This is a genomic window from Streptomyces sp. CO7 (assembly GCF_053474865.1).
This window is the reverse complement of sequence record NZ_JBRIOU010000004.1, coordinates 181,682-189,530: the sequence shown is the minus strand read 5'-3', so window position 1 is coordinate 189,530 and position 7,849 is coordinate 181,682. Positions and strand designations below refer to the sequence as shown.

At 70.8% G+C, this 7,849-nt stretch carries 8 protein-coding genes and 1 pseudogene; 8 read left to right on the top strand and 1 reads right to left on the bottom strand.

The genetic code is table 11. The annotated features are described in order from the left end of the window. The 8 genes and pseudogenes from ACOV8S_RS13595 to ACOV8S_RS13560 form a co-directional block, all read left to right on the top strand. Positions 1 to 444, top strand: a pseudogene (locus ACOV8S_RS13595) (nitrate- and nitrite sensing domain-containing protein); the annotation flags it as partial. Continuing rightward, on the top strand, positions 445 to 867 hold the full coding sequence (locus tag ACOV8S_RS13590) for a roadblock/LC7 domain-containing protein (protein WP_108954246.1): 423 nt from the start codon (positions 445 to 447) through the stop codon (positions 865 to 867). It begins immediately after the preceding pseudogene. A 108-nt stretch (positions 868 to 975) separates the two neighbouring features. After that, a complete protein-coding gene (locus tag ACOV8S_RS13585; protein ID WP_108954245.1) occupies positions 976 to 1,368 on the top strand; it encodes a DUF742 domain-containing protein in 393 nt (130 codons plus the stop codon). Next, complete coding sequence (locus ACOV8S_RS13580; RefSeq protein ID WP_448318077.1) at positions 1,349 to 1,927, top strand: GTP-binding protein; 579 nt, start codon at positions 1,349 to 1,351, stop codon at positions 1,925 to 1,927. Before ACOV8S_RS13585 ends, ACOV8S_RS13580 begins: the two co-directional genes overlap by 20 nt. Positions 1,928 to 2,389: 462 nt before the next feature. Continuing rightward, the gene (locus ACOV8S_RS13575) at positions 2,390 to 5,449 is read left to right on the top strand and encodes a nitrate- and nitrite sensing domain-containing protein (RefSeq protein WP_448318076.1); all 3,060 of its coding nucleotides are present in this window, start codon (positions 2,390 to 2,392) and stop codon (positions 5,447 to 5,449) included. A gap of 10 nt (positions 5,450 to 5,459) precedes the next feature. Further along, positions 5,460 to 5,873 (top strand): roadblock/LC7 domain-containing protein, encoded by a 414-nt coding sequence (locus ACOV8S_RS13570; RefSeq protein WP_166021041.1) that lies wholly within the window; start codon positions 5,460 to 5,462, stop codon positions 5,871 to 5,873. 98 nt (positions 5,874 to 5,971) lie between these two features. After that, the gene (locus tag ACOV8S_RS13565; RefSeq protein WP_448318075.1) at positions 5,972 to 6,565 is read left to right on the top strand and encodes a DUF742 domain-containing protein; all 594 of its coding nucleotides are present in this window, start codon (positions 5,972 to 5,974) and stop codon (positions 6,563 to 6,565) included. Further along, a complete protein-coding gene (locus tag ACOV8S_RS13560; protein WP_108954241.1) occupies positions 6,546 to 7,127 on the top strand; it encodes a GTP-binding protein in 582 nt (193 codons plus the stop codon). The genes ACOV8S_RS13565 and ACOV8S_RS13560 overlap by 20 nt, the downstream gene beginning before the upstream one ends. 481 nt (positions 7,128 to 7,608) lie before the next feature. On the opposite strand, the gene ACOV8S_RS13555 is transcribed toward ACOV8S_RS13560, so the two are convergent. Beyond that, positions 7,609 to 7,806: an acyl-CoA carboxylase epsilon subunit gene (locus ACOV8S_RS13555; protein ID WP_351112010.1), complete on the bottom strand. Its 198-nt coding sequence runs from the start codon at positions 7,804 to 7,806 to the stop codon at positions 7,609 to 7,611. Positions 7,807 to 7,849 lie beyond the last annotated feature (43 nt).

Below are 7,849 nucleotides of genomic sequence, written 5' to 3'. Positions count from 1 at the left end.
GCGGCCCGCCCCGCCCCGCAGCAGCAGGCGCCGGGCCAGCCCCGCCGTCCGCAGCAGCCGCAGGCCCCGCAGCGCACCCCCCAGCAGCCGGCGCAGCAGCCGCCGGCCCCGCAGCGGCCCGGGGCCCAGGCGGCCCAGCGGCCGTCCGCGGCACCCTGGCGCAGCTCGCCCAACGACGAGCTGTCCCGCCAGGCCGAGCGCGCCCGCAAGCCCAGCGCGGGCGGCGTCACCACGTCCGGCCTGCCCAAGCGGGTACCCAAGGCGAACCTCGTCCCGGGCACCGCGCAGCAGAACCAGCACACCGGCGGGCCGCAGGTCTCCCGCGCGCCCGACGCCGTGCGGGGCCGGCTGACCAATCTCCGCCGGGGCATCGCGCAGGGCCGGCAGGCCACTTCGGGCCAGACCGGTTCCTTCCCGAACCCCACTCACCAGCAGGAGCGCTAGTTGAGCCCGATGAGCCAGGCTGCACAGAACCTGAACTGGTTGATCACCAACTTCGTGGACAACACGCCCGGGGTCTCCCACACCGTCGTCGTCTCCGCCGACGGTCTGCTCCTGGCGATGTCCGAGGGCTTCCCGCGCGACCGCGCCGACCAGCTCGCTGCGGTCGCGTCGGGCCTGACCTCGCTGACCGCGGGAGCCTCGCGGATCTTCGAGGGCGGCCACGTCAACCAGACCGTCGTCGAGATGGAGCGCGGCTTCCTGCTGATCATGTCCGTCTCGGACGGCTCTTCCCTGGCCGTCCTGGCCCACCCGGAGTGCGACATCGGCCTGGTGGGCTACGAGATGGCTCTTCTCGTCGACCGTGCAGGCGCCGTCCTCACGCCCGACCTGCGCGCGGAGCTCCAGGGCAGCCTGCTCCGCTGAGCTGCCCGCGCCATGTGACCGACACCCCCCACCGTCCGGCCGTCATGCACGCAACCCCCCACCGGCCCGCGGCACTTCAACCCGACTTGCTGTCCGCCCGGAGGATCAATGAACCCGCCTTCCGCCGCTCACGATCCGTACAGAGATCAGTACGGTGAAGAGGGGCCGCTGGTCAGGCCCTACGCCATGACCGGCGGCCGGACGCGGCCGCGCTATCAGCTCGCCATCGAGGCGCTGATCAGCACGATCGCGAATCCGGCACAGACAGGGGGACTCCTCCCCGAGCATCAGCGCATTTGTCACCTCTGCCACGAGGTGAAGTCGGTGGCGGAGGTGTCGGCCCTGCTGTCCATGCCCCTGGGCGTGGCGCGCATCCTCGTCGCCGACCTCGCCGAGGCGGGCATGGTCGCCGTCCACCAGCCGGGCGGCGACGAGAACAACGGCGGTGCACCGGACGTGACACTGCTCGAAAGGGTGCTCAGTGGACTTCGCAACCTCTGACGGAAGCCGGGCGACGACCTCGGCGAAGATCGTGGTGGCGGGCGGCTTCGGCGTCGGCAAGACCACGTTCGTCAGCTCCGTCTCGGAGATCAACCCGCTGCGCACCGAGGCGGTCATGACCTCCGCCTCGGCGGGCATCGACGACCTGAGCCACACGTCCGGGAAGACGACCACCACGGTCGCCATGGACTTCGGCCGCATCACCCTGGACCAGGACCTGATCCTGTACCTGTTCGGCACCCCCGGGCAGGACCGGTTCTGGTTCATGTGGGACGACCTGGTCCGCGGCGCCATCGGCGCGGTGGTCCTGGTCGACACCCGGCGTCTCGCCGACTGCTTTCCCGCGGTCGACTACTTCGAGAACTCGGGCCTGCCCTTCGTGGTCGCCCTCAACAACTTCGACGGGCAGCAGGCATATCAGCCGGAGGAGGTGCGGGAGGCGCTGCAGATCAGCAGCGGCACCCCGATCATCGCCACGGACGCCCGCCACCGCACCGAGGCGAAGGGCGCCCTGATCAATCTCGTGGAGCACGCGCTCATGGCGCGACTGCGCCCGTAGGCCCGCGGCCTGCGAAAACCCGGTCGCGCGCATGCCGGCGCGGCCGGGTTTCCGCTGTGCGGGAGCGGCACGGAATTCGTGGGGGGTGCCGTACGGAATGTGTTCGTGGTACACATCAAGTGCACCGTCGTGCACAGGAGTTATGACCTGCATCAAAAGCCCTCTGTGGCCTTGGCCACCCGGGGGCAGGAGTTCATAACATTTCGACAGAGATATCTGTCACCTGATGCCACAGGGCGCGGTCGGCCGGTGCCGCTACGCGTACAAACGCCCCGCCATTTGCCGGACGACACTCCTTATGTCCCTTTTACGGGTCCCTTTCGTGGCGTGGATCAGTCGCGTCCGGACGTTTGGAACTGTCCGTACCCACGTGCTGGAATGCCAGAACTGCCCATTGGTCACAAGGGCCCAGAGACACCGCGGCACGACGAAGGTGCCGACCGCCGAGAGGTTGTTGGTCGAGTGAGGCGAAGCAAGAACGGACCCGAGCCGTCGGCCCGGGGCAACTTCACGCCGCCCCCGCGGGCGGGGTCGGAGGAGCTGCCCGGTTCCGAGCCGGTGGTCACGCCCGACGCGGGCGGTGGCCGTCTCTCGCCCCGCAACTGGCGGGTGCGTACGCGTCTGAACGCGATCCTCCTGATACCCGTCGTCCTCGGTCTCATTCTGGCCGCCGTCGAGGTCAAGGGATCCATCGACACGTGGCAGGAGGCCGAGGACGCGGCCGCCACCGCGCGTGTCGTCCGCGGCGCCCTGAACTACGCCGACGCCCTGTCCGAGGAGCGTGACCTCAGCGCGGCCCCGCTCCTGGAGGGCAAGGGCAAGAACAACCCGGTCGTCAAGGAGCTCCGCGAGCGGAGCGACAAGGCCGGCGCCGAGTTCGACCAGGTGCTCAAGGAACTTCCGGACACGCCGAGCCTCCAGCGCCGCAAGGACCTGTTCGTGGCGGCCGAGGAGAAGCTCCCGGCCCTGCGCGAGCGGGCGTACACCAAGTTGCTCCCCGGCACCAGCACCGAGGAGGGGTACGTCCAGGTCATCCACCCCCTCATGGACTTCGCCAACGAGCTGACCCTCGACGAGGGAAACGTCGCCTCGTACGGCCGTACCGCGTACGCCATGTCGCTCACCAAGGGCGCCCAGTCGCTGCAGCGCTCGATCGGCACGCATCTTCTGGTCAAGCCGGACACGGACGACAGCGGGCGGCTGAAGCAGCGCGTCACCCTTTCCTCGTACGCCTACCTCGAGCGCATCGCGATCGAGGAGTACACCGGCGCGGGCCGCGTCGAGGACCAGGAGCGCCTCGAGTCCGAGATGGTGGAGGTGAAGCGGAAGTTCGCGGAGACGGCGGCCGAGACGCCGTTCCACAAGAACCTCACCGACACCACCGAGATCATCGGCGCCATCCTCCTCAACGACCCGGGCACTCCCGTGGGCAAGGCGACGCTGAAGCAGATCGGCGTCACCGCCGAGACCTGGCAGGCGGTCAACGACCCGAAGTTCGAGGCCTACGGCAAGATCGAGTCCGATCTGACCGAGGCCGCGGTGGAGGGCTCGCAGCAGGTCGCCGACGACGCCAGGACGGCTGCCTTCGTCGCCGCCGGCGCCGTGCTCCTCGCCCTGATCGCCGCCTTCGTGCTGGCCGGTCTCGTCGCCCGTCAGATGAGCCGCTCGATGCGCGACCTGCGCAACGCGGCCTTCGACGTCGCCGAGCAGCGCCTGCCGACGCTGGTCGACCAGCTCTCGCGCACCGACCCGGGCCGGGTCGACACCCGCGTGGTGCCGATTCCGATCAACACCACCGACGAGATCGGCGAGGTCGCCCGCGCCTTCGACCAGGTCCACCGTGAGGCGGTCCGGCTCGCCGCGGAGCAGGCACTGCTCCGGGGCAACATCAACGCGATCTTCACCAACCTGTCGCGTCGCAACCAGTCCCTGATCGAGGGCCAGCTGACCCTGATCACCGACCTGGAGAACAACGAGGCCGACCCGGACCAGCTGGAGAACCTCTTCAAGCTGGACCACCTGGCGACCCGTATGCGCCGCAACGGCGAGAACCTCCTGGTCCTCGCCGGCGAGGAGCCCGGCCGCCGCTGGGACCAGCCGGTCCCGCTGGTCGACATCCTGCGCGCCGCCTCCTCCGAGGTGGAGCAGTACGACCGCATCGAGCTGGCCGGCGTCCCGGAGGCCGAGATCCACGGCCGCGCCGTGACCGACCTCGTGCACCTGCTCGCCGAGCTGCTGGAGAACGCGACCACGTTCTCCTCCCCGCAGACCAAGGTCCGCGTCACCGCGACCCGTCTGCCGGACGGCCGCGTCATGATCGAGATCCACGACAAGGGCATCGGCCTCACCGCCGAGGACTTCGCGGACATCAACCACAAGCTGGCCAACCCGCCGACCGTGGACGCCGCGATCTCCCAGCACATGGGCCTCTTCGTGGTCGGCCGCCTGTCCGACCGGCACGGCATCCGCGTCCAGCTCCGCCCCTCGGGCGAGCAGGCCGGCACCACCTCGCTGGTCATGCTCCCGGACAACATCACGCACGGTGGCGCCGCGCAGAACGTGCCGGCCGACGAGTTCACGGTCTCGCAGATCATCCCGCAGCAGTACCAGCAGCAGGCTCCGATCGAGCAGGCCCCGCTGCGGACCGCCGCCGAGCTCGGCTTCGACGACAGCCGCTACCAGCAGCCGGGGGAGGACGCCCGCGAGCTCGACTCGGTCGGACGCCAGCTCCTCCGCGAGGAGCGCCGCGCCGCCCTCGAGGCCCAGACCCACCCGCAGGACTTCCAGGACGGCCAGGGCTACCAGGACGGCCAGGGCCAGGGGTTCGACGAGGGTCAGGGCTACCAGGACGGCGGCTACGACCAGCAGGGCTACCAGGAGCAGCCGGCCTACGACGAGTCGTACTACGGCGCCGGCGAGCAGGGCTACGCGGAGCCCGGCCGGACGCAGGAGCAGGGCGACGGCCAGGACGGTTACCAGAACTACGCCGAGCAGCCCTACCAGGGCGACTGGCAGCAGCAGCAGGGCTACCAGAGCGGCTACGCCGAGGGCTACCCCGCGGACGCGGGGTCGCCTCAGGGCGCTGACGCGGGCATGTCCAGCGGCGTAGGCTTCGGCCAGGGCCCGGCGACGACCGACTCCGGACTTCCGCGGCGCGGGGGCTTCGGTGACGGCGCCGGTCAGGGCAACGGCCAGGGCCCGGCTGCGGCCGGCGACGACTGGCGGTCCTCCAACGACGACCGCTGGGAGTCCGCGTCCAAGCTCCGCAAGCCCAAGGCGGGCGGAGTGACCTCTTCCGGCCTGCCGAAGCGGGTGCCCAAGGCGAACCTCGTGGAGGGCACCGCCGAGGCGACCCCGCAGGGCGGTCCGCAGGTCTCCCGCAACCCCGACGAAGTGCGGGGCCGGCTGAGCAACCTGCGGCGGGGCGTCCAGCGCGGACGTACCGCCGGCAACGAAACGAACGGCCAGGCCGACGGGAACCAGTTCCGTGGTCCTGACAGCACCTACAACCAGGAGCGTTAGTGTGAGCCCGATGAGCCAGGCGGCGCAGAACCTGAACTGGTTGATCACCAACTTCGTGGACAACACCCCCGGTGTTTCCCACACCGTGGTGGTCTCCGCCGACGGCCTTCTTCTGGCGATGTCGGAAGGCTTCCCGCGTGACCGCGCGGACCAGCTCGCGGCGGTCGCCTCGGGTCTGACCTCGCTGACCGCGGGAGCCTCGCGGATCTTCGAGGGCGGCCATGTGAACCAGACCGTGGTCGAGATGGAGCGGGGTTTCCTCTTCATCATGTCCATTTCGGATGGTTCGTCCCTCGCCGTGCTGGCCCACCCCGATGCGGACATCGGTCTGGTGGGATACGAGATGGCACTCCTGGTCGACCGTGCAGGTACGGTACTTACGCCGGATCTGCGCGCGGAGCTTCAGGGGAGCCTGCTCAACTAGCAGGACCCGCGTGCGTCTTGGCGTCCCGAGACCGTAAGGTTTCGGGACGCGGCTTCCACACGTTGGGCGCCCGGCACAGTTGGAGGAGGAGAGAGAGAGTGGCAACACCCCCAGGCGGTCCGAACCAGGGCGGTTGGTCCTACGACCACGGCCAGAACGGGCAGCACGGCGAGCAGTCGTACGACTTCTCCTCCGCTGCGAGCCACACGCACCAGCAGTCGTACGCCCCCCAGAACCCGCAGGGTCAGGGACAGCAGTACGGGCAGCCGACTGCGCCGTACGACCGTCCTGTGGCACCCCAGCGGCGGGCTCACGAGCCTTCGCCCGCCGGCGGCCAGTCACAGGCGGCCAAGAACCCCCTGGTGCGTCCGTACGCCATGACGGGCGGCCGTACCAGGCCCCGCTACCAGCTCGCCATCGAGGCGCTGGTGCACACCACCGCGCAGCCGCACCAGATGCAGGGGCAGCTGCCCGAGCATCAGCGGATCTGCAACCTCTGCCGGGAGATCAAGTCGGTCGCCGAGGTCTCGGCCCTGCTGCAGCTCCCTCTCGGCGTGGCCAGGATCCTCGTCGCCGACTTGGCGGAGGCGGGCCTGGTCGCCATCCATCAGCCCGGCGGCGACGAGAGCGCCGGCGGCCAGCCAGACGTGACACTGCTCGAAAGGGTGCTCAGTGGACTTCGCAAGCTCTGACGGTGGTCCTTCCCGCTCCACCACCTCAGCGAAGATCGTGGTGGCGGGCGGCTTCGGCGTGGGCAAGACCACGTTCGTCGGCGCGGTCTCGGAGATCAACCCGCTGCGCACGGAGGCCGTGATGACGTCCGCTTCGGCGGGCATCGACGACCTCACCCACACCGGGGACAAGAAGACCACCACGGTCGCCATGGACTTCGGCCGCATCACCCTGGACCAGGACCTGATCCTGTACCTGTTCGGCACCCCCGGACAGGACCGGTTCTGGTTCATGTGGGACGACCTGGTCCGCGGCGCCATCGGCGCGGTGGTCCTGGTCGACACCCGGCGTCTCGCCGACTGCTTCCCCGCGGTCGACTACTTCGAGAACTCGGGCCTGCCCTTCGTCATCGCCCTCAACGGCTTCGACGGCCACCAGCCGTACCAGCCGGAGGAGGTGCGGGAGGCGCTGCAGATCGGGCCGGACACCCCGATCATCACCACCGACGCGCGGCACCGGGCGGACGCCAAGTCGGCCCTCATCACGCTCGTCGAGCACGCCCTGATGGCCCGCCTCCGGTAGACCCGCCTCCGGGGAAGCCGTCCGCGCGACGCGACGGCACCGGCCGACGAACCGCCCCGAATCCGGCGGCGCCCCACACGGCGCCGCCGGATTCGGCGTTCCAGGGGGCCCAGACGGCGCCGGCAGCCCTGGCGGTCCCAGAGCGGCCCTTGTCCGACCCTGGGGCGACCCCTGTCGGTCCCGGGGCGGCCTCGGGGGGCCACGGGGCGCTGTCGGTCCCCTGGGGCGTCCCCTGTCGGCGCCAGGGCGGCCTCGGGCGGTCCGGAGGGCGCGGGCTCCGTCCGACGGGCTTGTCGGCGGCCGGGTGTCCCGCACCCCCCGAGCGGTTGCGCAGGGCCCCGCGCACCCGTGCGGCGGGCCCGTGCCTCGCGCCGGCCCCGGTCCGTCGCGCACCCGCTCCCGCACCCTTGCCCGAACGCGCCGCGGCCCGCCCTCCCACGGGGGAGAGGACGGGCCGCGGCGCGTGTGGCGTGTGGCGGGGTCAGCGCCAGCTGTGGGGCATCCGGAAGCCCGGCTCGCGTTCCAGACGGCGCCAGCCGGCCCGGACCGAGCCGCCGCGGGCGACGGGTCCGGCGGACGCCGCGGAGGTCGCCCGGGCCAGCAGGATCGCCGTGAGCGCCGCGAGCTCCTCGGGGTCGGCGTGACCCTTCTCGACGCGGATGTCGACACCGGCGGTCATCACATGCACTCCTGGTTGAGAGGTTCGGGGGACGGGGGCGAGG

Coding starts and splice junctions, on each gene's coding strand:
- ACOV8S_RS13585 (WP_108954245.1), top strand. CDS start 976: ATGAACCCGCCTTCCGCCGCTCACGATCCGTACAGAGATCAGTACGGT.
- ACOV8S_RS13555 (WP_351112010.1), bottom strand. CDS start 7,806: ATGACCGCCGGTGTCGACATCCGCGTCGAGAAGGGTCACGCCGACCCC.
- ACOV8S_RS13570 (WP_166021041.1), top strand. CDS start 5,460: ATGAGCCAGGCGGCGCAGAACCTGAACTGGTTGATCACCAACTTCGTG.